This is a genomic window from Brevundimonas sediminis (genome assembly GCF_048799765.1).
GTDB lineage: Bacteria > Pseudomonadota > Alphaproteobacteria > Caulobacterales > Caulobacteraceae > Brevundimonas.
The window spans coordinates 23,798-45,796 of sequence record NZ_JBLYQK010000021.1 but is presented as its reverse complement, the minus strand read 5'-3'; the positions used below and the strand labels follow the sequence as shown (position 1 = coordinate 45,796).

Here is a 21,999-nt window from a genome sequence, read left to right as displayed (position 1 = left end):
GATCAGCGTATTGCCCCCCGCGCCGCCGCGCAGCACATCGTTCCCGTCGCCGCCGTCCAGGGTGTCGTTGCCGCGGCCGCCCAGCAGGACATCGTCGCCGGCCCGGCCCTCGAAGGTGACCGAGACGCTGCCGTCATCGCCCTGGGCGTCGACCGCCAGCCGGTTGGCCGCGCCGTTGCCGCGCACCGTGTGCGACCCGGCGCCCGTGCCCTCGATGGTGACGTTCTCGACGGTGTAGATGCCCACCGCCGTCCCGCCGACCGTCGCGGTTCCCGCCGCGAGGTCCGTCGTGCTGGACGCGCCGCGCAACACGGCGGTGTCCACGCCGGCCCCGCCCGCGATCAGCGATCCGGCCGCGCCGCCCCCGCCGGTGAAGACCAGGGTGTCGTCGCCGTCCTCGCCGTACAGGGCGTCCCCCGCATCGCCGTTGACCGTGTCGTTGTCGGCCCCGCCGTACAGCTGGTCCACGCCCGCCCCGCCGGTGATCACGTCATCGCCGTCTTCGCCGCGCAGGACATTGTCGCCCGCGTCGCCGGTCAGGACGTCATCGAAGGCTGAGCCGAGAATGTTCTCGAATCCCGAGACCACGTCGCCTTCCGCATCACCGCCCGAGGCCGTACCGTCGGCCAGGCTGACCGTGACGCCCCCGGATGTCGCGTAGTAGTAGCTCAGGGTGTCGCGACCGGCGCCGCCGTCCAGGACATCGGCCCCGTCGCCGCCCTCGATGTAGTTGTCCCTGGCGTCGCCCGTCAGGGTGTCGGCGAATTCCGAACCCATCACGTTTTCGAACCCGGAGATGGTGTCGCCCTGGGCTTCGCCGCCCGAGGCGGTGTTGTTCAGCAGGCTGACGGTCACGCCGGCCCAGGAGGTGCTGTAGTCGACCGTGTCGAAGCCGCCCGCCCCGCCGTTGAGCAGGTCGGCGCCGCCGCCGCCGGCGAGCCAGTCGTCGCCGTAGGAGCCATAGAGGGCGTTGTCACCGTCGTCGCCGGTGAGCCTGTCGTTTCCGTCGCCGCCCGCGATACCTTCGATACTGATCAGGGTGTCTTCGCGGCTGTTGAATCCGGTGAAGAGATCGATCTCCAGATCCTCGTCGAGTTCGTCATAGGACGCGATGTCGAACCCGTCGCCGCCGTCGAGGATGTTCTGGCCGATGCGATCCTCCAGAAAATCGTCGCCGTCGCCGCCGAACAGGGAGTCATTGCCCTGTCCGCCGAACAGCTGGTCATCGCCGGCGTCGCCGCGCAGGACGTCGTCGCCGTCATCGCCGATCAGATCATCGTTTCCGTCGCCGCCGCGCAGAAGGTTATCCGGATCGCCGCCCAGCAGTATGTCGTCGTGGCTGGAGCCGGTCAGGTTCTCGATGCCGGAGAAGGTGTCCCCCTCCGCGCCCGACTGGGCGTTGTTGAACAACAGGTCCACATAGACGCCTTCAGAGGAGTCATAGTAGTTGACCGTATCGTTCCCGGCGCCGCCGATGAAGGTGTCAGCGCCGGCGCCGCCGAGCAGCATGTCGTCGCCATCGCCCCCGTCGAGGGTGTCGTCACCGTCACCCCCGTACAGAATGTCGGCGCCGTCGCCGCCCTCCAGGGTATCGTCGCCCTCTCCGCCTCGAATGACGTCATCCCCGGCGCCGCCCTCGATCAGGTCGGCTCCGCCAAGACCCTCAAACGCATTGGCGCCGTCGTCGCCGATGATGTGGTCGTTACCCGAAGTGCCGACAGCGTCCCGGAAGCTGAGCATGGTTTCGGTATGGCCGTCCCCGTCTGTCGCCGTCCCTGCGGCAAGGTCGATGATCAGCCCGGATTCACCGGATCCGCTCCAGTCGATGGTGTCGGCGCCGCGTCCACCCAGATAGGCGTCCCCATCGACGACAGAGCCCACATTGATCCGGTCGTTCCCGTCCCCGCCGTCGAAGGTGCGCAAGGAGCCGGTCGAGGTGGCGTTGATGGTGTCGCTGCCCGCGCCGCCGCCGATGTAGGTAGCCGCTCCTTCGTAGGTGATGATGTCGTTTCCGATCGTGCCGGTGACGATGGAGCCGCCTGCGCCGGTCGTGTTTCGGGTGTCCAGAATTTCCATCACGACCTGTCCGGAGGCGTCGATGAAGGTGACGACCAGCCGGCCATCTGGCGTGAGCGCGAGATCAGGCGGCGAACTGGCGTCGGCCGTATGGAAGATGCCCCGCGCGCCCGCCGGATCCCCGGTGACGTCGAAGCGCTGAACCTGGATCGTGCCGGTGGAGCTGTCTGTCACGACTACGGCGTAGCCATTGTCGCCCAGGTCCTGGACGACAGGCCGGTCACCCTCTCCGACGGTCAGCCCCGGGATCCTGCCCTGTGCGCCGACCGTATTCCCGTTGTTGCTGAACAGCTGCACCTGAATCTCGCCGTCGGCCGACCAGGTCATCACGAACCGGTCTCCGAGGCGGGTCAGGCTGGGCGCCACATCCGCAATCCCCGTCGCGCCGTTCACTGCATCGTGGGCATTGGAAACATCGCCTTCTGCGTTCACGATATAGAGCCGGATCTGGCTGTCGCCGTCGATGTCGGCCTGAACCGCGACCGCATAACTGCCGTTGGCCAGAGCGACAATCGCGGGCTCGCCCTGGATGCCGGCGCCCGTCGCGAGGTCGAACAGGTTGGGATCATTATGCCCGGCAGAAGCCGGGCTGGAGGCGTCGAAGACAAAGCCGCGAAGGATGCTCTCCCCCGTCTCCGTCGTTTGGCGCCAGATCGCCAGTCCGGAGGTCTCCGAAGCGACCGCGACCTGCGGATCGAAGCCGGAAGGGTTCGCCCCCGATAGCGTTGTGTCAAAGAACAGATTGCCCAAGGGGGACGGCGTGCCGGACGCGTCGAACCGGACGATCAGGATATCTTCAAACCCGGCCTGGTTCCGCTCAAACACAGCGAAGAAGCCGCCGTCCGCCGTCGCCTGGATGTCGCTGTTGCCGACCAGGTTGCCCGCGATGCCCGCGCTGACGACGAACTCGCCGTTCACCGGATTGCCGAGCGGGTCCAGGATCTGGCCGACGATGTTGCTGACGTCGCCCCCCCCCGGCGCCTCGGTCGTCGCGGTCCAGGCGATCAGGATGTTGCCGTTGCTGAGAACGGTGACGCGCGCGTCGGCGCGGGTTCCGTCGGTCGTGGTGTTGACGGTGACGGCGTCGAGCCAGGTGGTGGGCGTAGTGGGCATCGGACAGTCCTTGCACGCCGAGGCTCCTCCGCCGCGGCGTCTCTGAACCGCCAGTTGAACAGCCGGGCGTTGGCGTCACCGTTTGAATCAGCGTTGGAATCGCGAGGTCCGCCGAGATTTCCGGTCGCGCGCCGGAGCGCGGATCGGCCCTTCAGTGGTCGGCGATGAAGCGGCGCACAGCCGAAATGAAGGCCGTGGCGGCGGGCTCCCGGCCGATCAGCAGGTGATTGTTGCTGTCCAGGCCGATGAACTCGGCCGAGGGAATGCTGGTCGCCAGGTCTCGTCCGGTCGACAGGGGAATCCGGCGGTCGCCACGACTGTGAATCACCAGCGTCGGGGCCTTCACCTGATCCAGCCGATGTCGGACGTCCAGCGTCGAGAAGGCCTCAAGGAAGCGAACGGCGTTGCGCGCGGACGTGGTCCGGCGCTGGAACTCGTCGAACCAGTCCAGCTCGTCCGGGGTGGCGTCCGGCATGAAGGTGCCGGAAAACAGGCGGCGGTAGGCCGGATCGGCCCGGCCCCAGCCCGCCTCGGTCAGCACCATGACGGCCTCGCGCTCGCGCACCTCCGCAGGGGTCGCCAAATGGCGCCATCCGGCGGGATAGCCGCCGAACAGGATCAGGTGGGAAACACGCTCCGGATGGCGGACGGCGTATTCGATCGACACCGACGCCCCCTGGCTGATGCCGAGCAGCGGGAAGCGGTCCAGACCGGCGGCGTCGACGGCCGTCTCCAGATCGGACACGAAGGTCTCGAAGGTGATCTCCGGGACTTCCCAGTCCGACAGGCCGCAGCCCCGACCGTCATAGCGCACCAGCCGGTGAGACATCGCCAGCTCACGGTAGAGGGGGCTCCAGATCGGCGCTTCCCAGTCGAGCTCCAGGTGGGTCAGCCAGTTGGCGGCCTTGACCAGCGGCGGAGCGTCTTCCGCGCCGACCGAGGCCCAGGCCAGGTTCACGCCATCCCGGGCGCGGACGAACCGCACGGTCTGGCGCGGGCGGGGCGGCGGCGCCGGGGTGGACAAGGGCGGGGGGGCGTCGTTCGTGGTCGTCCAGTCCGGCGCGGGCAGGCCCGCGTCCCGGAAGGCGGCGTCGAGGTCGTCGGCGCGCCGGCCGGCCTCGACGCCGCCCCTGATGCGTCGCGTCAGGCGGACCACGGCGCGCGCGGCTTCCGGGTCAAAGGGGGCGTCTTCGAGCCAGCGGCCGGCCCAGACCAACTGCTCTTCAGCCGGGACCTCCGGGACGAAGGCGAGGCGGCGCGCCAGAGTGGCCCGCGCCTGCCGGATGCTGTCCCTCTCGGCTTCCAGCCACAGGGTGAAAGCGCCCTGATTGGGCAGGTCGCTGTCCTCCAGAAGCACGCCGGTGGCGCTCCTCCACGCCTCGGCCAGCGCGTCGGCGGGGGCGGCGGCGTCGTCCGCGCAGGCGCGGACCCGATGCAGGTCGACGTCAATGTCCGGCGTCAGGACCTCGACGCGTTCCCGGTCCGCCGTGAGCCGTTCGGCGCCGTCGCGGTTCAGCAGGGGGCGAAGCTTGGTCAGTGACCAGCGCAGGGCGCCGCGCGGATCGTCGGGAATGTCCCAGAACAGCTCGCACAGCCGGTCGCGTCGCTGCGGACTGCCTGTGAGGAGCAGATAGCCGAGCAGGGCCCGCGTCTTGCGGGACGCGGGCAGGGGGAGGGGCTGGGCCCGGTCGCGCGACCGCACCTCGAGACGCCCCAGCAGATTGACCGACAGACCCGGGGAGGGCGCGGAAGGAGAGGTGGCCATTACGCGCCTCCGTCTGATTCCGGGGATACGAGCTTGACCTTACCACGCGCGGATCGACGAAGAGAATGATTTGCAATGTGCGCGCGACTTCGCCGCACGACCGCGCCCCGCCTTCCGGAGTTGACGACCGTGTATCAGGCCCAGGGGTCGTGGGGGACGCCCGAATGCAGGAGGTGGAGGTCCAGAAGGACAGGGCCGTGCCGCCCCATGACGACCAGTCCGGAGTCGTCCGCCGCGCGGAAGAGGCCTCCACCCGGCTCCTCGGCACCCGGCAAGACCAGCGGCCCGTCGTCGAAGACCTTGCCGGAGAGTCCAGGCAGGACATGCGGGGCATCAGGCAGGAGGAAGTTGTCGTCGGCGGGCAGGACCTGGGGCTGGTCGGTCTTGGAACCGGTCGAGGGCTCGGAGGGACGAACCTGCGGTTCGTCGCCGGCCCCGAAGCCGTCCACGAAGGCGCCCCAGCCGTTCGGACCGTACTGGATGCGCAGATCGATCATCTCGCCGTCACCGAACTTGATGAGTTCGACGTTGGTCAGATAATCGCGGCCGTCGGCGCTTTTCAGAATGAAGCCGTCATTGGTGATGAGCAGCCGCGCGAGTGCCCGCTCACCGCTGACGATCACAGTGTCCAGGCCGGCGCCGCCGTCGATGACGTCGTGGCCGAGGCCGGGTGTAAGAATGTCGTCGCCGCCGCCGCCGGAGATGATGTCGTTCCCGGCGCCAGAGGTAATGACGTCAGCCGCCCCGCCGCCGTTCAACACGTCCGAGCCTGAGGTGCCGAGGAGCTCCATGGGCAGGCTCTGGCCGCTGATGTCAAACAGGCCGTCGTCGAAGCGGAACCGCTCAATGCTGGTCAGGACATCCATCCCGTCCGCGCCGAACACCTGGACCGAACCATCGGCGAGGGTGTTGATGATGTAGCTGTTTCGCACGCCCGAGAAGACCGCTGTGTCCGTGCCCGCACCGCCGCTCAACTTGTCGTCACCGCCCCGCCCAATGAGGATGTCGTCGCCGTCGAATCCCTCGAGCCAGTTCTGTCCGGCGCTTCCGGTCAAGATGTCCGCCCCCAGTGTGCCGATGTGCACCAGACGGCCGCCGGCGACCTGAACGAATTCCACATTCGTCAAGTACGAGAGGCCGCCGCCCTGCACGAAGATGCGACCATCGCTGACGCCGAAGGCGTTCTCGGCGAGATTGGCGGCGTTGACGAAGGTGTCGATGCCGGCGCCGCCGTCGACGATGTCGCCGCCGCGGTTGCCATAGATCACGTCATCACCCGCACCGGCATACACCTCGTCCCGGGCCGATGTGCCGTTGATGATGTCGCTTCCGGCTGTGCCTATCAGCACCGAGTAGGTGAAGAACTCCTCGGCGAAATGCAGGCGCTCGACATTGACGAGGGTGTCGGTGCCCTCCGGGCCAGTCACAATGATAGTGTCGCCGGAGAAGGTAAGGGTATTCAGTGAGCGGCTGGTTCTGAATATCGCGGTGTCCATTCCGGCCCCGCCATCGATCCGGTCGTTTCCGCCACTCCCGATCAGCACATCATCGCCGCCCATGCCGACGAGGTTTTCGTCCAGATCGGTCCCGGTGACGGTGTCGCCGTCCTCTGAGCCGCGAACCCAATCGCCATAGGGCTCGCCGAAGTTGTCGAACGGGCCGTCGGCGAACAGAAACACTTCGACCCCGGTGAGCGTGTCTACGCCGTCCGGACCGGTGACCGTGGTTACGCCTGCGGAGACACTGAACGTATAGCCCGAGCGGGGGCCCCCGAAGACAGCGACATCAGTCCCATTCCCACCGTTCAAGGTGTCATTTCCGGCGCCGCCGGTCAGGGTGTCGTCGCCCTCGTCACCGTTCAGCACATCCGCGCCGACGCCGGCGGAGATCGTATCGTCGGCATCTCCACCGGAAAGGGCATCGTCGCCCTCGCCGCCTTCGATGGCATCCTTTCCCCTGCCGCCTGAAACGGTGTCATTGCCGTCATCGCCGCTCAGCTTGTCGTCGCCTGCGCCGCCGTACAGCCTGTCGTCGCCTGTACCGCCGTGGAGTTCATCGACGGCAGCCGTCGCGCCCCAGTTCGGGTCTTCATACTCGCCCCAAAGCGAGTCATCGCCTTCGCCGCCGTAAATCACATCGGCGCCGCTGCCGCCCATCAGGCGGTTCGCGCCGCTGTTGCCATGAATGTCATTGGCTTCGGTGTTTCCGTAGCCGGTGATGGAGGCGCTGCCTGTGAGGACCAGGGTTTCGACATTGGCTGCAAGGCCGATGCTCACGGAGCTTCGGTAGGTGTCGTGCCCTTCGAACGGATTCTCCTCGACCCAGTCGGGTTCGGAATCTTCGTGGTCGAAGATGTAGGTGTCGTCACCGAGACCGCCATAGAGGCGATCGATGCCTTCACCGCCGTCGAGGGTGTCGTTTCCATCGCCGCCGTAGAGCATATCCCGCCCGCGCGACCCGTAGAGCCGGTCATTCCCCGCGTCGCCGTAAAGCGTATCGTCCCGGTCGGCCGCACCGGCCGCGGCGCCCCGGATAACGTCATCGCCGCCGCCGCCGTGAATGATGTCGGCGCCTTCGCCCCCGGTAAGCGTCTCATCGCCCGCCGCGCCGTCGTACTGGATACCCAGAAGGCTGACGTCGTAGCCGCTGCCCCATTCGTTGATCCAGACGGTCTCGATGTTGATCAGGGTATCGATCGCGCCGTCGCCGGTGCGGACGAACACCCTGCCGGATATGTCCTTCCAGATCTCAACGGCCTCTTCGGCGTCGCCGCTGCCCGCGGGGCCCCAGGTCTTGTAGTAGACAACGTCCCAGTCGGCGCCGCCGTCGATGCGGTCGGCGCCCGCTCCACCCCAGAAGAGATTGCGCGTGTCGTCGCCTGTCAGGACGTCGTTGAACGAGGAGCCGATAATGTTCTCGAACCCGGTGAGAGTGTCGTCGCCCTCACCGCCGGTGGCTTGGACCGTTCCCTGGGCCGCCAGCGAAACCGTGACGGCGCTTGTGGCGCGCGAATAATCGACCGTGTCCCGGCCCTCGCCGCCGATGAGGATGTCGTTGCCCGCGCCGCCGGCCAGGGTGTCATCCCAGGCGCCGCCATCCAGGTAGTTATCGCCGCCATCGCCTCGCAGGACGTCCGCGCCGGCGGCGCCGATCAGCGCTTCGATACCCGTGATTGTATCCATGCCCTGTCCGGTGTTCTGGGGGCCGGTAAGGGTGAGGTCTACGGTGAGGGCATAACCGATAAAGGTGTAGGTCAGGACGTCAAAGCCCTCGCCGCCGTCAATGACGTCATCGCCTAGGCCGGCGTCGATGAAGTCATCTCCGGAATCGCCACGCAGAACGTCATTGCCGCCGTCTCCGATCAGCACGTCGTCGCCGCCGCCGGCATTGACGATATCGATGCCGGAATGACCGATGATCTCCTCGGCGCCGGAGCCGCCATAGACCGTGCCGCCCGCCTGTCCGAGGTAGAGACGTTCAATGGAGAGCAGGCGTAGTCCGACGTTCCCGGCGTCGTTCAGGCGGATGTTCACCGGCGCGGTGGCTGCGCGCAGGTCCACGATATCGAAGCCCAGGCCTCCATCGAGGCTGACCGTGGTCAGGGGGGCCGCATCGACGATGAACAGGTCACTGCCGGCATCGCCGTAAAGCGTGTCGCCCGAGCCAAAATAGATGTCGTCGTCGCCGTCACCGCCACGGAGGGTGTCATTGCCCAGGCCGCCGATCAGGACATCGTTTCCGGCGTCACCCCAGAGGCGGTCGTTTCCGGCGTCACCCCATAGGACGTCGTTGCCGGTCCCGCCGTACAAGTCATCGGAACCTTCCCCGCCCTGAATCTGATCGTTGCCGCCGTTGCCACGGATCTGGTCGTCTTGGGTCGTGCCCCAGATGTCCTCAGACTCATCGGATCCATTGTACGACGGCATGCGAGAAACTCCCCCAACTGCAAGCAGTTAGAGGAGTTTTGCTGTTTCGTACAACCGCGAAATGCGACGACGCACCAAATCGGCGCGCCGCCGGCGTCCTATTCGCTTACCGCCCGAATTTCTGGAACTTGATCCGGTGCGGGATCAGGGCGTCGGTGCCGAGGCGACGCTTCTTGTCTTCCTCATAGGCCTCGAAGTTGCCTTCGAACCATTCGACGTGGCTGTCGCCCTCGAAGGCCAGGATGTGGGTGGCCAGGCGGTCCAGGAACCAGCGGTCGTGGGAGATGACCACGGCGCAGCCCGCGAACTCCTCCAGGGCCTCCTCGAGGTTCTGCAGGGTCTCGATGTCCAGGTCGTTGGTCGGTTCGTCGAGCAGGATCAGGTTGCCGCCGGCCGCCAGGGTCTTGGCCAGGTGGACGCGGTTGCGCTCACCGCCGGACAGCTGACCGACCTTCTTCTGCTGGTCGCCGCCCTTGAAGTTGAACGAGCCGACGTAGGCGCGGCTGTTAATCTCGCGCTTGCCCACCATCATGATGTCGGTGCCGCCCGAGATTTCCTCCCAGATGGTCTTGTTCGGGTCCAGGGCGTCACGCGACTGGTCGACATAGGCCAGCTTGACGGTCTCGCCGACCTTGATCGAACCGGCTTCCGGTTCTTCCTGGCCGGTGATCAGCTTGAACATGGTCGATTTGCCGGCGCCGTTCGGGCCGATGACGCCGACGATGCCGTTGGGCGGCAGCTTGAAGGTCAGGTTGTCGAACAGCAGCTTGTCGCCGTACGACTTCTTCAGGCCTTCCACTTCCAGCACCACGTTGCCGAGGCGCGGGCCCGGCGGGATCTGGATGACGGCGAAGGACTGGGCCTGCCGGCTGTTTTCCTGCTCGGCGACCATCTTCTCATAGGCGGCCAGACGGGCCTTGGACTTGGCCTGACGGGCCTTGGCGCCCGAGCGGACCCATTCCAGTTCGCGGGTGAGGGCGCGCTGGCGGGCTTCCGATTCCGACTGCTCCTGCACGACGCGCTTCTGCTTGGCTTCCAGCCACGAGGAGTAGTTGCCCTCGTGCGGGTGGCCGCGACCGCGGTCCAGCTCCAGCGTCCACTTGGTGACCTGATCCAGGAAGTAGCGATCGTGGGTGACCAGGATCACGCAACCCGGGAAGGTCTCGAGGTGGTGCTGCAGCCAGGCGACGGATTCGGCATCCAGGTGGTTGGTCGGTTCGTCCATCAGCAGCATGTCGGGCTTCGACAGCAGCAGGCGGGCCAGCGCGACGCGGCGCTTTTCACCCCCCGACAGGTTTTCGACCGACCAGTCGTCCGGCGGGCAGCGCAGGGCGTCCATGGCCATTTCGATGCGGCTGTCGATGTCCCAGACGTCGCCGGCGTCGATCTTCTCCTGGAGGGCGGTCATCTCCTCCATCAGTTCATCGGTGTAGTTCTCACCCAGTTCGGCGGCGACGGCGTTGAAGCGGTTGACCCACTGCTTCTCCTCGCACCAGGCCTCGACGTTCTCGCGAACGTTCAGGGCCGGATCGAGCTGGGGCTCCTGCTCCAGGTAGCCGCGCTTGACGCCGTCGGCGGCCTTGGCTTCACCGCTGAACTCCTTGTCCAGCCCGGCCATGATCTTCAGCAGGGTGGACTTGCCCGAGCCGTTGACGCCGACCACGCCGATCTTGGCGTCGTTGTAGAAGCTCAGCCAGATGTTCTCGAAGATCTTCTTGCCGCCGGGGAAGGCCTTGGTGAGGCCCTGCATCTGGAAAATATATTGCTGCGCCATGAGGTGCGGTGCGCCCTGTCGTTCGATCGAATGGGGAGGTTGGCGCGGGATGTAGCGACCGCGCGGCTTCAGGGCAAATCACTAGGCGCAAGGCGGGGCGGTTTGATGGCGGTTGCATCCATTCCGCCGGGTGACGGCCTCCTTGACCATACGCCCCCGCTTTCGGGGGCGGCCGGGAGCTGTTCATGTCCTCACATCGCCTGCCGACGGCCCTTGCGGCTGCGATCCTGCTCACCCTGCCGTCCGGTGCGGTCGCGCAGGATCGGGCCGCTTTTCCCGCCGCCCTGGACGCCTTCGCGCGCCGGGCGCTGGACCGGACGGAGGCAGTTCCGGGCATGGCCGTCGCCGTGGTGGACGGCCAGGGCGCCGTCCATACGGCGGGGTATGGCGTCGCGGACGTGGAGACCGGCGCGCCGGTGGACGCCGACACCCGCTTCTACATCGCCTCGGCCACCAAGTCGGTGACGGCCCTGGCCATCGCGGCGCTGGCGGCGCGGGGCGAGGTCGATCTGGAGGCGCCCCTGTCCCGCTGGGCGCCGGCCTCGGGCGTGGCCCCCGATATCGCCGCCCGGGTCACCCTGACCGATCTCCTCAGCCACCGGTCCGGCGTGGACAACGCCCCGATCAGCTTCCGCGCCGCCTTCTCGGGCGAGTGGACGCCGGAAATCATGTGGCGGCTGACCGACCGGACGGCGCCGCTGGAGGATGGGGCCCCGGGCGACTTCGCCTACTCCAACGCCGGCTACAATCTGGCGACGGTCCTGCTGGAACACGAGCGGGGGCAGGACTGGCGGGCGCTGGTGCAGGCCGAGGTGCTGGGCCCGCTCGGCATGGACCGGACCACGGCCTTCATCGACGAAGCCCGCGCGGACGGCGGGCGTGTCGCCGCCGGACATCTGGGACTGGAGCCGGGCGGCGCGACGCGTTCGCCGCTGCAGAAGACCGACGCGACCATGCAGTCCGCGGGCGGCCTGATCTCCACGGCGGGCGACATGGCCCTGTGGCTGGAGGCCCAGATCAATGATGGACAGGTGGGCGGACGTCAGGTCCTGCCGCGCGGTCTGGTGGCCTCCACCCATCTGTCCCGGGTCGCCCAGGACGCGACCTTCGGCGACTACAGCCGCACCGGCTACGGGCTCGGCTGGCAGGTGGGGCGCTATCGGGACGATGTCCTGATCCACCATTTCGGCAACTTCTCCGGCTCGCGCGCCCATGTCTCCTTCATGCCGGAGCGGCGGCTGGGCGTGGCGGTGATGGTCAATGAGGACGCCGTCGCGGGCGAGCTGGCCGATCTGGTCGCCAACTACGCCTACGACTGGTTCGCGGGGCTGCCGGACATCGAGGCGGTCTATGACGCGAAGCTGGACGAGCTGGTCGTGCGCCGCGACCGGCGCAGGGCGGGGCTGGCGGCGGGCCGGGCGGCGCGGGCGCAGCGGCCCCGAACGCTGAGCCGGCCGAACGCCGCCTATGTCGGCGACTATGTGAGCCCGGCCTACGGCGTGATGTCGGTGCGCGAGGACGGGGAGGGGCTGCGGCTGTCCATCGGGGTGCAGGGCGCGCCGGCCGAGAATTTCACCGACCCGGAAAGCATAAGGGTCGAGCTGACCCCGCTCTCCGGGCAGGTGGCGACCTTCAGCATGGACGCCGAAGGCCGCCCCGTGTCGCTGGTCTACGACGGCGAAAGCTTCTTCCGGCGTCCCTGAGCCTGATCAGGCGTTGGCGCCGCCGTCCACAAGGATGCCGGAGCCGGTCACATAGGCTGCTCCGGGGCCGGCGAGGAAGGCGACGGCGGCGGCGACCTCGTCCGGACGACCGTAGCGGGGGATCGCCAGGCCGGGCACGACGCTGTCCGCCAGCGGGCCGTCGGCGGGGTTCATGTCCGTGTCGGTCGGGCCGGGGCGGACCAGATTGACGGTGATGTGACGCTCGCCCAGCTCGCGGGCGAGGCCGCGCGTGAAGGATTCCAGCGCTGACTTTGTGGTCGAATAGACGGTCAGGCCCGCGAAGGAGACCTGTTGGCCGACGTTGCTGCCGATCGTGATGATCCGGCCGCCGTCGGGAATGTGCGTCAGCGCGGCCTGGGTAGTCAGCAGGACGCCGCGCACATTGACGTTCAGCAAGGCGTCGATGTCTTCGAGCGGCTGATCGGCGAAGGCGCCCATACGGGCGATGCCGGCGTTGTTGACCAGGATGTCGATGCCGCCGAGGCCGGATACCGCGCCGTCGACGGCGTCGTGGGCGCCTGCGGCCGATCCGGCGTCCGCCTGGACCGCCACGGCCTTGCGGCCCAGGGCGCGGATTTCGGCGGCGACCGCCTCGGCCTTTTCGGCGGATTTCTCATAGGTGATGGCCACGTCGGCGCCGTCGGCGGCCAACTGTTTCGCGATGGCGGCGCCGATGCCGCGGCTGCCGCCGGTGACGAGGGCGCGTTTGCCGGAGAGAGGAAGAGAGGCGGTCATGATCTGTTTTCCATTCTGTAACGAGTGCTACAGAACGCCAGATGGAAAGCTTGCCTCCGACCGTCAAGGGATTATGTATCGATTGTTCTGAAATGAGGTCCGGAAGCCGCCATGGCGGGACGTCCCCGCAGTTTTGATCGCGACGAAGCCCTGGACAGCGCCCTTCGGGTGTTCTGGTCGAAGGGCTATGCCGACGCGTCGATGACGGACCTGACCGGCGCGATGGGCATCAATGCGCCCAGCCTCTACGCTGCCTTCGGCAGCAAGGAGGACCTCTTCCGCGAGGCGGTGCGGCTTTACACCGAAACCGAGGGCGCGAGCCTGTGGGCCTCGATGCGCGAGGCGCCGACGGCGCGCGAAGCCATCGAGGGGCTGCTGCTGGCCACTGCGAACGTCAGCGGCCAGTGCGGACGACCGCAGGGCTGTCTGATCGCCCTGTCCGGCGCCAATCCCGACGCCCTGCCGGAAAAGGCCTGCAGTGAGCTGAAACAGGTGCGCGTCGATTCGATTGCGTCACTGCGCGAACGTCTGGAGATAGCGCAGGCGGCGGGCGAACTGGCCCCGACCGCCGACCCGGCGGCCATCGCCGCCTTCTACCTGACGGTCCAGCAGGGCATGACTTTCCGGGCCCGCGAGGGCGCAGGGCCGGAGGAACTCACCGCCACCGCCCGCGCGGCCATGCTGGCCTGGGACGGGCTGGCGGGCACGAGTTAGTCGCCGGCCGCATCATCGGGCGCAGCCGACTCCGTCCCTTGGTTGCGAATGGCTTTTCGCAGGGCAAACCAGGCACCGAACAAGGCGGTCAGCGCCACGAGAATGGCCGTCACAGCCTTTATCCAACCGGGCGCCGCCTCAAGGGTCGCGCGTATGCGGCTAAGAATGCCGACGCCAACTGTCACCTTGTAGGGCTCCGCTCTCTGTTCCAGCGCGAGATAGGTGCCGTCAGTGCGTCTAAACTGGACGTTGGTGACAACCAGAAAGGTGAGGTTACCTTTTCGCTTCGGCGTAAGCGTCCAGTCCCACCCCGTTTGTCCGTAGCGAGGCACTTCCTTGGTGACTGGTTCTCGCGGTGAGATATCGAAATCCGTCCCCTCAAGGCGAGCTGAGGTGAAGCGTCCTACAATGGGGTGGTAGGTCACGATGACCTCCGGCTCGGGCTCCGGTTCCGGTAGATCGAACAGGTCACCATCCGTTTCCCGGACGTGGTCGTGGCCGTTCGCCGGCCCCGAGGCTTTGGCCGCCACCTCTGCCGCATCGCGTGCGGCCGTACCGGCCTGCTCTGCGGTCTCCTCGTCGACAGGTCGAATTGAAGCCGGAGGCTTTCGATCCAGAACAAGTCTGACGGAACTGGGCTCGTTCAGTGTCATGAAATGAGGATAGCTGAGGGTCGCCAGACCTTCGGCAGCCTGGGCCGAGGCGTGCGCAGCCAGCCAGCAGTCTCGCGGCGTGACCTCCTGTTCGACCAGGTCGCAATAAGTCAGATCGTTGGCGGACACCGCAATGGCTGCGGTTGGCGGTGGCGCCTGCTCCTCCTGCGCGGGGCTGCAGGCGACCAGAAGGCATAGGCTCGCGAAAATTCCATGGCGCATCGCGTTGTCTCCGATAACGTCGATATTCCACCATTTCGTGCTTGTATAGAGTTTCTTCGGTTGCGCTTCCTCAGGCGTAGTTGAAGCTGATCGAGATGCGCTCGGTCTTCGCCGCGTTGACCGGCACCTCGTGTCGCAGCCAGCTTTCCCACATCAGGATCGTGCCTGCCTTCGGAGCCAGATAGACGAAGGGCTGTTCGGCCTCGGGGGCGTCGGGGCTGACGCCGGGGCGGGCCATCATCATCGCCAGCCGCGGATCCTCCAGCTTCAGTGCCGAGGCGCCGTCCGGCACCTCCACATAGATGGTCCCCGACAGGAAGGCATGGGGGTGGATGTGGCTGGTGTGGCCGCCGCCGGGCTTGAGGATATTGACCCAGATATTGTCCAGTCTCGGTTTGCGGGCCAGATCAAAATTCAGAGCTTTCGCATAAGCTTGCGCGTGCTTGTCGAGGTGACGCTTCAGCTCGGCGAACTCCGGCAGTCGCACCGGCAGGTCGGTCAGCGAGCCGTAGGAGGTGTAGCCGCGATAGCCGTGCGCCTTGCACCACTGGCGCCCCGCGATGTCCTCGGCCGCCAGCATCCGGCAGGCGTCGACCAACTCCGCATTGAACGCCTCGAACCCCGCCGAACCGGCGAGGGAGGCTTCATAGACCTGGGTGACGAAGAGGGGGCGCAGGGACATTCGGGTGGCATAGCTTGTCGGGGGCGGCGGGAGAAGGGCGGCGCGGGCGGGTGATTGGTGATTGGTGATTGGTGACTGGACTGGCCGGAGCGGGCGCCGGCGTCCCTCCGGACGCTCCGCTGCAACCACCAATCACCAACCACCAGTCACCCTCGCATCACCACCCCAGCCCCGCTTCCCCCCGCAGGATCGCCTCGGCCTCCGCCGTATGCTTCGCCCCGCCGCGCGCGTGCAGCACCAGCGGCGGCAGCAGCCTCAGCGGGGCCTTGCCGGTCTTGATGGCCTGCACCAGCACGCGCTTGGCGGGTTCATCGGCGAAGGCGTGGATCGGGCGGATGGAGAAGGAGCCCGCCGTCTGACCCAGTCCGGCCAGCAGGTCGGCCAGCCGGTCGGCGCGGTGGATGACCACGATCCGACCGCCCTCGCGCACGGACTTCAGCAGGAAGCGCGTCCACGCCTCCAGCCCGTCGTCGGCCATCCAGGCGCCGGTCTTGCCGGGCGCGGGCGCGCGCAGGGCGCCGGGGTCGTCGAAGAAGGGCGGGTTGGAGACGGCGCGGTCGAAGACCGGCAGGTCCAGCGCCCGGAAGCCCCGGGCCACGTCACCCTCCAGAATCGTGGCATCGGGGCTGTTCAGGGTCGCGTTCCGGCGGGCGAGGGCGGCCATGGCCGGATCACGCTCCAGCCCGGTCAGGCTGACGCCCGGACGGCGCGCGGCGATCTGCATCAGCACCGCGCCCGCGCCGCATCCCGCCTCGATCACCCGCTCGCCGGGCGCGGCGTCGCAGGCCGCGGCCAGCAGGGCGGCGTCCATGCCGGCGCGGTAGCCCTTCGCGGGCTGCAGGAACCGAACGCGACCGCCCAGCAGGCGGTTCTCGACGATTTCCGATGCGGATTCAGTGGTGGATGCGACGGTCACGCGGCTTGACCCCTCTTGGCCCGATCACCATTGTGCGCCGCATCGTCGCCGGGCAAGGCGGCGGCTGGATTTTCCGGTGCGATCCTCCTCCCGCGCCGACCCTGAAGAGTATTCCGTTGGACGCTGTCACCGTCGCCGAAACCCGTCGCAAGGGGGAAGTGGAGCCGTTGATCCGGCTGTCGCGCGACGACATGGCGGTGGTCGACGCCCTGATCGTCGAGCGCATGCAGTCCGACGTGCCGGTGATTCCGCTGCTGGCCGATCATATCGTGGCGGCGGGCGGCAAGCGCCTGCGTCCACTGCTGACCGTCGCCGCCGCGCGCGCGGCGGGCGCGCCGAACGGCATGGAGGCGCCGGTCCGGCTGGCCGCCTCGGTCGAGTTCATCCACACCGCCACCCTGCTGCACGACGACATCGTCGACGCCTCGGATCTGCGCCGGGGCAAGGTGGCCGCCCATCTGATCTGGGGCGCTCCGTCCAGCGTGCTGGTCGGCGACTTCCTGTTCGCCCGCGCCTTCGAACTGATGGTCGAGACCGGTCAGATGCGTGCGCTGGGCATTCTGGCCAGGGCTTCGGCGGTGATCTCAGAGGGTGAGGTGCTGCAACTGACCCGCGCCCACGATCTGGGGCTGGATCAGGACACCTATCTGCAGATCATTTCGGCCAAGACCGCCGAACTGTTCGCCGCCGCCGCCGAGTCCGGCGCGGTGGGAGCCGGCGCGCCCGAGGTTCAGGTGCAGGCGCTGCGCGATTACGGCCTCTATCTGGGCCTGGCGTTCCAACTGGCCGATGACGCCTTGGACTACGGCGGCCAGGCCGAGGCGCTGGGCAAGAACACCGGTGACGACTTCCGCGAGGGCAAGGTCACCCTGCCGCTGCTGCTGGCCGCCGCCCGCACCACAGGGCACGACGACGGCTTCTGGGAGCGCACCATCAACAAGGGCGATCGCCGCGAGGACGATTTCGCCCGGGCCCGGGAACTGGTCCTGGGGGCCGGCGCCGTCGCGGCCACCCTGGATGTCGCCTGGGACTATGCCGACAGGGCGCGCGAGGCGCTGGCGGCGCTGCCGGACAGCGAGTGGAAGAGCGCGCTGGCGCTTCTGGCCGATTTCGCCGTCAGCCGGGTGGCCTGAAACGCCATTTGATGCCGCCCCGGACACGGGGATTTGCCTATTTCCCCACCGTAAGGCTGTGCTAGAGGCCTGCAACCGGCCGGGGTGAGTCTTCGTTGAGGACTTGCACAGCCGTCGCCGTCGCCGTACGGCAAGGATTGAGACAACAGCCGCACCGGCGGCATCAGAAGGCAGAGACATCATGTCCGATACCCTGGAACGCGTCCGCAAGATCGTTATCGACCACCTGGACGCCGATCCGGACAAGGTCACCGAAAAGGCCAGCTTCATCGACGACCTGGGCGCTGACTCGCTCGACAACGTCGAACTGGTCATGGCCTTCGAGGAAGAGTTCGACATCGAGATCCCGGATGACGCCGCCGAGCACATCCAGACCGTCGGCGACGCCGTGAAGTTCATCGACGAGAAGCTGGCGGGTTAAGCCCCACCGGTTCTTTCGAACGGTACAGAGACCGCCGCGCAGCCGAAGGGCCGCGCGGCGGTTTTTCTATGGGCCGGTCGTCGGATCCGGCGACGGCGCCATCAGGGTCGAGAGCAGGTCCATCGCCTCGGCCAGGGCCGCCCGCCGCTCCAGCGGCAGTTCCGCCCAGCGGGTCAGGGCGTCGGCGCGCAGCAGGCCGGGAGAGGTCTTCAGGGCGTCTTCACCCGCCTCGGTCAGGCGGGCGTGGACGACGCGGCGGTCGGTGGTCGAGCGATAGCGCACGATCATCCCGCGGGCCTCCAGACGGTCCAGCACCGCCACGACCGTCGGCGGCGACATCGAGACATCGCGTGAGATCGCGCTGCTGCTGACCTCGCCCTGCGCGCGGATCGATTGAAGCACCAGCAACTGCGGCAGGGTCAGGCCCGTCAGCCGCGCGATTTCGCGCGAGCGGACGTCCACGGCTTGGGCGATCCGGCGCACGGAGCGAACCAAGGTGTCCGTCGGCGCGGCCTCCGCTTCGGAACGAAATTCAGTCATGGGGTTGAACTCTTTCGTGCACTAACCATTTGTGTGCGCTGCATCCACAATTCAAGGAGGCCCCATGTGCGGTCTGAGCGGCGAGATCAATTTCGACGGACGACCGGCCGATGCCGGCGCCGTGCAACGCATGACCGATGCGCTCTCGCCGCGGGGACCGGACGGCTCCGGGATCGTCATGCGCGGTCCGGTGGGGCTGGGGCATCGCCGTCTCAAGATCATTGACCTGTCCGAGAAGGCCCAGCAGCCCATGGTCGACGCCGACCTGGGCGTCACCCTCGCGTTCAACGGCTGCATCTACAACTACCCCGAACTGCGTGAGGAGCTGCAGGGGCTGGGCTTCCGCTTCTTCTCGCACGGCGACACCGAGGTGATCATCAAGGCCTGGAAGGCCTGGGGCGAGGCCTGCGTCGACCGGTTCAAGGGGATGTTCGCCTTCGTTCTGCACGAGCGCGACAGCGGACGCACCGTGATCGCGCGCGACCGCTTCGGCATCAAGCCCCTGTATCTGTCCGAACGCGGAAAGCGGCTGCGCTTCGCCTCGACCCTGCCGGCCCTGCTGGCCGGGGGCGATGTGGACACCGCCATCGATCCGGTCGGCCTGCACCACTACATGACCTTCCACGCCGTGGTGCCGCCGCCGCATACGATTCTGAAGGGCGTGAAGAAGTTCCCGCCCGCGACCCTGCGTGTGATCGAGGCGGACGGGACCTTCCGGGATCGCCTTTACTGGCAGCCCGACATGACCCGCCACGCGGAAGACGCGACCCTGTCGGCCGAGGACTGGCGCGACCGGGTCCTCGACAGCCTGCGTGCGGCTGTGAGGCGGCGCATGGTGGCCGATGTGCCGGTCGGCGTCCTGCTGTCCGGCGGCGTGGATTCCAGTCTGATTGTCGGCCTGCTCGCCGAGCTGGGCCAGAAGGACCTGATGACCTTCTCGGTCGGCTTCGAGGCGGCCAACGGGGAGCAGGGGGACGAGTTCGTCTATTCCGACCTGATCGCCAGACACTACGGCACGAAGCACCATCAGATCTTCGTGCCGCACCAACGGCTGATGGAGGCCCTGCCGGGCACCATCGGGGCCATGTCCGAGCCGATGGTCAGCTATGACAACGTCGGCTTCTACCTGCTGAGTCAGGAGGTCTCGAAGCACATCAAGGTGGTGCAGTCCGGGCAAGGCGCGGATGAGGTCTTCGCCGGCTACCACTGGTACCCCCCGATGCTGGACGCCGCCGACCCGGTGGAGACCTACGCCCAGGCCTTCTTCGACCGCAGCCACGCCAGGCTGAAAACCCAGCTGAACGGCCAGTACATGGCCGATACGGATGTCAGCCGCGCGTTGGTCGAGGCGCATTTCGCCCGGCCCGGGGCGGCTGGTCCGGTGGATCAGGCCCTGCGTCTGGACAGCCAGGTGATGCTGGTCGACGACCCCGTGAAGCGGGTCGACAACATGACCATGGCCTGGGGGCTGGAGGCGCGTGTGCCCTTCCTCGACCACGAGTTGGTGGAACTCGCCGGTCGCATCCCGCCGGAACACAAGCTGGCGCAGGGCGGCAAGGGGGTGCTGAAGGAGGCGGCCCGTCAGGTCATCCCGTCCGAGGTGATCGACCGCAAGAAGGGCTATTTCCCGGTGCCGGCCCTGAAATACATCCAGGGCCCCTATCTCGACATGGTGCGCGAGGCCCTGACCAATCCGGCGGCGCGGGACCGGGGCCTGTTCGATCCGGCCTATCTGGACACCCTGTTCGCCGACCCGACGGCGCACATCACTCCGCTGCGCGGTTCCGAGCTGTGGCAGGCGGCGGTCCTCGAGATGTGGATGCAGCAGCATGGCCTCTGAAATCCGCCCCGCGCGGGCCAAACCCCATCGGCTCAAGCGGATGCGTCAGCAGGGGCTGAAGCCGCTGGTGCTGACCGGTGACGGGCCCGCCGCCGACGCGGTCCTCGACTGCGGCTGGGGGCGGCTGCTGTTCGCCCAGACCTTCGGGACCGCCGAGCCCCTGATCGAGGCCCTGAGGGCGGAAGGGCCGGACCGGCGCGATATCGCCTTCTATGTGCGCAATCCGCACGTTCTGCTGGCCTCCGCCCCGCAGGAAGTCTTTCTCGATCCCTCGCATACCTACCGGCTGGATCTGGCGACCTATCGCGCCGGACGTCGCCAGCCGCGGGGCTTCACGGTGCGCCGCCTGACCTCCGAGCTCGATGCGCAGGCGGTCAACGACATCTATGCGAAGCGCCGCATGGTGCAGGTGCCGCCGGACTTCTTCTGGTCCCGCCGTGACGACCGGACCCTGACCTATTTCGTGGCCGAGGACACCACGACCGGCGCGGTGATCGGCACGGTCATGGGGGTGAACCATGTCCGCGCCTTCCAGGACCCGGAGGGTGGATCGTCCCTGTGGTGCCTGGCCGTCGACCCACAGGCGACGCAGCCGGGCGTGGGCGAGGCCCTGGTCCGTCGATTGGCCGAGCATTTCAAGACCCAGGGGCTGGCCTACATGGACCTGTCGGTCATGCACGACAACGAGCAGGCCATCGCCCTGTACGAGAAGCTGGGTTTCCGGCGGGTCCACTTCTTCGGCGTGAAGCGCAAGAATCCGATCAACGAAGCCCTGTTCGTCGGGCCGAGCGACGATCAGGACCTGAACCCCTATGCCCGGATCATCGTCGACGAGGCGCGGCGGCGCGGCATCCATACCGAGATCATCGACGCGGAAGGCGGGCTGTTCCGGCTGAACTGGGGCGGCCGGTCGGTCCGGTGTCGCGAAAGCCTGTCAGAACTGACCTCGGCGGTCGCGCTGAGCATCTGTGACGACAAGCGCATGACCCGACGCATCGTCGAGGCGGCGGGCGTGCGCGTGCCCGAGCGTATCGACGCCACGGACCCCTCCGCGCTGGATGCGGCGCTGGAGCGCTACGGCCGGCTGGTGGTCAAGCCGGCGCGGGGCGAGCAGGGGCAGGGCGTCGCCGTCGGTCTGTCGACGATGAGCGAGGTGCAGACCGCGCTGCAGCGCGCCCGGCGCCTCTGCCCGGAAGTGCTGGTGGAGGAACAGGTGGAGGGCGAGGACCTGAGGCTGGTGGTCATCGACTACAAGGTGGTCGCCTGCGCCCTGCGTCGCCCGCCGCGCGTGGTCGGGGACGGCCGCTCGACACTGCGCGCCCTGATCGAGCACCAGAGCCGTCGTCGTGCTGCCGCGACGGGCGGAGAGTCGACCATTCCGGTCGATGCCGAGACCGAACGCACACTGGCTGAGGCCGGCTACCGGCTTGAGGATGTCGCGCCCGAAGGCGTCGAGATTCTGGTGCGCAAGGCCGCCAACCTGCACCTCGGCGGTACGATCCATGACGTCACGGAGGAGGTCCATCCGGCCCTCATCCGGGCGGCTGTCTCCGCCGCGCGGGCCATCGACATTCCGGTGACGGGGATCGACCTGGTGGTGAAATCGCCGCGCGAGCCGGACTACGCCTTCATCGAGGCGAACGAACGTCCCGGGCTGGCCAACCACGAACCCCAGCCGACCGCCGAGCGTTTCATTGATCTGCTCTTCCCCCTGTCCGCGCCCGCGGCGGCGCGCATCGCTTCGCGCACAGACGCCTGAAGGAGG

At 67.5% G+C, this 21,999-nt stretch carries 15 protein-coding genes; 6 read left to right on the top strand and 9 right to left on the bottom strand.

The annotated features are described in order from the left end of the window. The 4 genes from ACLQ7T_RS11955 to ettA form a co-directional block, all read right to left on the bottom strand. On the bottom strand, positions 1–3,189 hold a 3,189-nt coding region (locus ACLQ7T_RS11955; protein WP_420479636.1), incomplete at its 3' end, for a beta strand repeat-containing protein. Positions 3,190–3,340: 151 nt separating this feature from the next. Further along, a complete protein-coding gene (locus ACLQ7T_RS11950; RefSeq protein WP_420479635.1) occupies positions 3,341–4,954 on the bottom strand; it encodes a bifunctional AfsR/SARP family transcriptional regulator/alpha/beta hydrolase in 1,614 nt (537 codons plus the stop codon). 134 nt (positions 4,955–5,088) lie between these two features. Beyond that, the gene (locus ACLQ7T_RS11945) at positions 5,089–8,880 is read right to left on the bottom strand and encodes a calcium-binding protein (RefSeq protein ID WP_420479634.1); all 3,792 of its coding nucleotides are present in this window, start codon (positions 8,878–8,880) and stop codon (positions 5,089–5,091) included. Between the two features lie 106 nt (positions 8,881–8,986). Continuing rightward, positions 8,987–10,654 carry an energy-dependent translational throttle protein EttA gene (ettA, locus tag ACLQ7T_RS11940; RefSeq protein ID WP_420471013.1) on the bottom strand — a complete coding sequence of 556 codons (1,668 nt, stop codon included), beginning with the start codon at positions 10,652–10,654 and terminating at the stop codon, positions 8,987–8,989. 185 nt (positions 10,655–10,839) lie between these two features. On the opposite strand from ettA, the gene ACLQ7T_RS11935 reads away from it, so the two are divergent. Then, a complete protein-coding gene (locus ACLQ7T_RS11935; RefSeq protein ID WP_420479633.1) occupies positions 10,840–12,357 on the top strand; it encodes a serine hydrolase in 1,518 nt (505 codons plus the stop codon). A 6-nt stretch (positions 12,358–12,363) separates the two neighbouring features. Here ACLQ7T_RS11935 and ACLQ7T_RS11930 read toward each other — a convergent pair whose 3' ends face one another. Continuing rightward, a complete protein-coding gene (locus ACLQ7T_RS11930) occupies positions 12,364–13,113 on the bottom strand; it encodes an SDR family oxidoreductase (RefSeq protein WP_420479632.1) in 750 nt (249 codons plus the stop codon). Positions 13,114–13,224: 111 nt separating this feature from the next. Here ACLQ7T_RS11930 and ACLQ7T_RS11925 point away from each other — a divergent pair, with 111 nt between their 5' ends. Beyond that, positions 13,225–13,827: a TetR/AcrR family transcriptional regulator gene (locus tag ACLQ7T_RS11925; protein WP_420479631.1), complete on the top strand. Its 603-nt coding sequence runs from the start codon at positions 13,225–13,227 to the stop codon at positions 13,825–13,827. Here ACLQ7T_RS11925 and ACLQ7T_RS11920 read toward each other — a convergent pair. The 3 genes from ACLQ7T_RS11920 to ACLQ7T_RS11910 all read right to left on the bottom strand — a co-directional run bounded on the left by ACLQ7T_RS11920 (position 13,824) and on the right by ACLQ7T_RS11910 (position 16,300). Continuing rightward, on the bottom strand, positions 13,824–14,702 hold the full coding sequence (locus tag ACLQ7T_RS11920; RefSeq protein WP_420479630.1) for a hypothetical protein: 879 nt from the start codon (positions 14,700–14,702) through the stop codon (positions 13,824–13,826). The genes ACLQ7T_RS11925 and ACLQ7T_RS11920 overlap by 4 nt on opposite strands. Positions 14,703–14,772: 70 nt before the next feature. Beyond that, complete coding sequence (locus tag ACLQ7T_RS11915) at positions 14,773–15,384, bottom strand: TIGR02466 family protein (protein ID WP_420479629.1); 612 nt, start codon at positions 15,382–15,384, stop codon at positions 14,773–14,775. Positions 15,385–15,541: 157 nt separating this feature from the next. After that, a complete protein-coding gene (locus ACLQ7T_RS11910; RefSeq protein WP_420479628.1) occupies positions 15,542–16,300 on the bottom strand; it encodes a tRNA1(Val) (adenine(37)-N6)-methyltransferase in 759 nt (252 codons plus the stop codon). Between the two features lie 116 nt (positions 16,301–16,416). On the opposite strand from ACLQ7T_RS11910, the gene ACLQ7T_RS11905 reads away from it, so the two are divergent. Both ACLQ7T_RS11905 and ACLQ7T_RS11900 read left to right on the top strand, forming a co-directional pair. Beyond that, positions 16,417–17,433, top strand: a complete 1,017-nt coding sequence (locus ACLQ7T_RS11905; RefSeq protein WP_420479627.1) for a polyprenyl synthetase family protein — start codon at positions 16,417–16,419, stop codon at positions 17,431–17,433. Positions 17,434–17,614: 181 nt separating this feature from the next. Next, complete coding sequence (locus ACLQ7T_RS11900; protein WP_092312098.1) at positions 17,615–17,854, top strand: acyl carrier protein; 240 nt, start codon at positions 17,615–17,617, stop codon at positions 17,852–17,854. Positions 17,855–17,920: 66 nt separating this feature from the next. On the opposite strand, the gene ACLQ7T_RS11895 is transcribed toward ACLQ7T_RS11900, so the two are convergent. After that, a complete protein-coding gene (locus tag ACLQ7T_RS11895; protein ID WP_420479626.1) occupies positions 17,921–18,394 on the bottom strand; it encodes a MarR family winged helix-turn-helix transcriptional regulator in 474 nt (157 codons plus the stop codon). Between the two features lie 64 nt (positions 18,395–18,458). Here ACLQ7T_RS11895 and ACLQ7T_RS11890 point away from each other — a divergent pair, with 64 nt between their 5' ends. Both ACLQ7T_RS11890 and ngg read left to right on the top strand, forming a co-directional pair. Continuing rightward, complete coding sequence (locus ACLQ7T_RS11890; RefSeq protein ID WP_420479625.1) at positions 18,459–20,234, top strand: N-acetylglutaminylglutamine amidotransferase; 1,776 nt, start codon at positions 18,459–18,461, stop codon at positions 20,232–20,234. Beyond that, the gene (ngg, locus tag ACLQ7T_RS11885; protein WP_420479624.1) at positions 20,224–21,993 is read left to right on the top strand and encodes an N-acetylglutaminylglutamine synthetase; all 1,770 of its coding nucleotides are present in this window, start codon (positions 20,224–20,226) and stop codon (positions 21,991–21,993) included. The genes ACLQ7T_RS11890 and ngg overlap by 11 nt, the downstream gene beginning before the upstream one ends. Positions 21,994–21,999: the final 6 nt, after the last annotated feature.

Excerpts from the sequence above, each read along its gene's own strand:
- ettA (WP_420471013.1), bottom strand. The coding sequence starts at position 10,654 with ATGGCGCAGCAATATATTTTCCAGATGCAGGGCCTCACCAAGGCCTTC.
- ACLQ7T_RS11895 (WP_420479626.1), bottom strand. The coding sequence starts at position 18,394 with ATGACTGAATTTCGTTCCGAAGCGGAGGCCGCGCCGACGGACACCTTG.
- ACLQ7T_RS11920 (WP_420479630.1), bottom strand. The coding sequence starts at position 14,702 with ATGCGCCATGGAATTTTCGCGAGCCTATGCCTTCTGGTCGCCTGCAGC.
- ACLQ7T_RS11950 (WP_420479635.1), bottom strand. The coding sequence starts at position 4,954 with ATGGCCACCTCTCCTTCCGCGCCCTCCCCGGGTCTGTCGGTCAATCTG.
- ACLQ7T_RS11930 (WP_420479632.1), bottom strand. The coding sequence starts at position 13,113 with ATGACCGCCTCTCTTCCTCTCTCCGGCAAACGCGCCCTCGTCACCGGC.
- ACLQ7T_RS11915 (WP_420479629.1), bottom strand. The coding sequence starts at position 15,384 with ATGTCCCTGCGCCCCCTCTTCGTCACCCAGGTCTATGAAGCCTCCCTC.
- ACLQ7T_RS11900 (WP_092312098.1), top strand. The coding sequence starts at position 17,615 with ATGTCCGATACCCTGGAACGCGTCCGCAAGATCGTTATCGACCACCTG.
- ACLQ7T_RS11890 (WP_420479625.1), top strand. The coding sequence starts at position 18,459 with ATGTGCGGTCTGAGCGGCGAGATCAATTTCGACGGACGACCGGCCGAT.
- ngg (WP_420479624.1), top strand. The coding sequence starts at position 20,224 with ATGGCCTCTGAAATCCGCCCCGCGCGGGCCAAACCCCATCGGCTCAAG.
- ACLQ7T_RS11945 (WP_420479634.1), bottom strand. The coding sequence starts at position 8,880 with ATGCCGTCGTACAATGGATCCGATGAGTCTGAGGACATCTGGGGCACG.
- ACLQ7T_RS11935 (WP_420479633.1), top strand. The coding sequence starts at position 10,840 with ATGTCCTCACATCGCCTGCCGACGGCCCTTGCGGCTGCGATCCTGCTC.
- ACLQ7T_RS11925 (WP_420479631.1), top strand. The coding sequence starts at position 13,225 with ATGGCGGGACGTCCCCGCAGTTTTGATCGCGACGAAGCCCTGGACAGC.